General features: G+C 66.5%; 3 protein-coding genes. 2 read left to right on the forward strand and 1 reads right to left on the reverse strand.

From position 1 onward, the window contains the following. On the reverse strand, positions 1 to 299 hold a 299-nt coding region (locus AB4Y86_RS16365; RefSeq protein ID WP_441403233.1), incomplete at its 3' end, for a helix-turn-helix domain-containing protein. Between the two features lie 124 nt (positions 300 to 423). Here AB4Y86_RS16365 and AB4Y86_RS16370 point away from each other — a divergent pair. Next, positions 424 to 2,241 carry a glycerol-3-phosphate dehydrogenase/oxidase gene (locus AB4Y86_RS16370; RefSeq protein WP_441403234.1) on the forward strand — a complete coding sequence of 606 codons (1,818 nt, stop codon included), beginning with the start codon at positions 424 to 426 and terminating at the stop codon, positions 2,239 to 2,241. A gap of 154 nt (positions 2,242 to 2,395) precedes the next feature. Beyond that, positions 2,396 to 2,659 (forward strand): aquaporin (locus tag AB4Y86_RS16375; protein WP_441403235.1); only part of this gene is annotated, 264 nt, incomplete at its 3' end.

The raw sequence follows: 2,659 nt of genomic DNA on the forward strand, positions 1-2,659 counted from the left end.
CAGGCTGCCTGCATCGCCACGCGGTCCAGCGTCTCGGCCTCATTGAGCGTGTCCACGACCGGGACGACGTGTACATCGACCTTGTACTGGGCACGGATCATGCTCGCGAGTTCCGGTCCGGTGTCAAGGGGGCTGCGGATCTGGATCTGAACCAGGCCGGTTTCCCGGGCCGCGGAGAGCAACCGGGAGACGGTCGAACGGGAGGTCCGAAGCTCCCTTGCGATGGCGTCCATGGTCAGGTCCTGAAGGTAATACAGCTGGGCGGCGCGGAGGGTATCTGATGGGCGGGTCGGCGACATTCCATTTCCGATCTGCACGTTTGTGCATAGTCCTTGACTCCATTTTCCATTAGTCCAAACAATAGTCTTGAACGGCGACGTGCCCGGTGGCGCGCCGCGCAGTACCAAGCCCCAAGGAGCAGTTTTGGGAAACAAGGATTCATCCGGCCAACCAGCATCGAGCACACCGCGCACATCCGTGCATCGGTTGCGGAGCCGGCCGCACGCCCAGGTGCTCATCATCGGCGGCGGCATCAACGGAGTCGGAACCTTCCGCGACCTGGCCCTGCAGGGCGTGGACGTCGCACTCGTTGAACGGGGCGACTTCTGCCAAGGCGCCAGCGGCGCATCCTCGCACATGATCCACGGCGGCATCAGGTACCTCGAAAACGGCGAATTCCGCCTCGTCCGAGAATCCGTGGTTGAACGCAACCGGCTCCTTCGTATCGCCCCGCACTACGTGAAGCCGCTGCAGACCACCATTCCGATCTTCAGCACGTTCTCCGGCATCCTCTCGGCACCGCTGCGGTTCCTCACCCACAAGCAGGGCGCCCCCACCGAACGCGGCGCCTTCCTCATCAAGCTGGGCCTGAGCATGTATGACTTCTTCTCCCGCGACGGCGGCACCGTGCCGCGCCACCAGTTCCGTGGGCGCAAGCGGGCCCTGGCAGAACTGCCGCGGCTGCATCCCGGGATCAAGTACGCCGCGACCTACTTCGACGCCTCCGTCCACAACCCGGAACGGCTCACCCTGGACGTGCTCCAGGACGGCGAGAAGGCCGGCGAAGCAGGCGGCAACGGTGCCCGCGCCAGCAACTACCTCTCGCTCGTCTCGATGGGCGGCGGCCCGGCAGCTGACGGCGCGAAGGCCGGCACCGTCCGGCTCCGCGACGAACTGACCGGCGAGGTCTTCGATTTCAGCGCCGACGTCGTGGTCAACACCACCGGCGCCTGGGTGGACCTTACCAACGAGGCGATGGGCGCCGCCTCGGCCTTCATGGGCGGCACCAAGGGCTCGCACATCGTGCTCGACCACCCGGAACTGCTTGAGGCCTGCCAGGGACGGGAGATCTTCTTCGAGCACACGGACGGCCGGATTGTGCTGATCTACCCGATGGGGGACCGCGTGCTGGTCGGGACCACAGACGTCGACGCCGATATGGCCGAGGACGCCGTCTGCACCGACGCCGAAATCGACTACTTCTTCGACCTCATCGGGCACGTCTTCCCGGACGTGGCGGTGCACCGGGACCAGATCGTCTACACCTTCTCCGGTGTCCGTCCGCTGCCCCGGCACGACGCCACGCAGCCCGGATTCGTCAGCCGCGACTACCGGATCGAGCGCCGCGGCCCCGCCAAGGGCGAAGCCGGCCCCGCCGCCGGCTCGGGACAGCGCGCAGTCGCGGGCGGCGTCGTACTCAGTCTCGTGGGCGGCAAGTGGACCACCTTCCGGGCCCTGGCCGAGCACCTCAGCAACAACGTCCTTGCCGAACTCGGCCTGCAGCGGAAGGTCTCGACGGCGAAACTCGCCATCGGCGGCGGCGCCGGCTTCCCGGACACCGAGGACGGCGTCCAGCGCTGGATCAAGGAGCACATGGCCCCCGGCCGCGATGCGGCCCGGACCGCCGGCCTGCTCACCCGCTACGGAACGCGGGCCGTGGACGTCATGTCCCACCTCGACGCCGGGCCCGACCGGCTGCTGCACTCCACCCGCGAACTAAGCGTGCGGGAACTCGAATTCATGGCACAAAACGAGCAGCTCGGACACCTGATCGACGTGCTGGTCCGCCGCACCTCGCTCGCGTTCCGCGGGCTCGTGACCGGGGAGTTGCTAAACGAAGTCGCCGGTATCCTGTCCGGTCCGCTGGGCTGGGACACGGTGGCTCGGACCGCCGAGATCGACCATGCCCAGGAGGTGCTGGAACGTTTCCACGGCGTCCAAGTCCACAGCCTGGTCGCCTGACAGTTTGCGTGCCCGGGCGGGTTTGCCCGGGCACGAAGACCGCAGGGCCCCTCCGGGGACCGGCGGTGGCTGGACCGGCAGCGTGAAACCGCTGCCGCTCCAACGGCCCTTCAAACTCGCGAAGGGCTGACAACAGAAAATAGAGGAGTCAAAGATGTCTCTTGGAATTGTTTTCCTGTCCGAAGTATTCGGCACCGGCATGCTGACCCTGCTGGGTTGCGGCGTGGTGGCCAACGTTGCGCTTAAAGGCACCAAGGGCAACAACGGCGGGTTCCTGATGGTCACCTGGGGATGGGGCATCGCCGTCTTCTGTGGCGTCTACGTTGCCGCCAAATCGGGCGCTCACCTGAACCCGGCCGTCACCCTCGGCCTGCTGCTCAACGGCAAGAAGGAGTACGCCCCCGGCGTCGCGGTGGAC

Origin of the sequence: Arthrobacter sp. 2YAF22_2, assembly GCF_052114645.1 — a bacterium.
Taxonomy (GTDB): Bacteria; Actinomycetota; Actinomycetes; order Actinomycetales; family Micrococcaceae; genus Arthrobacter.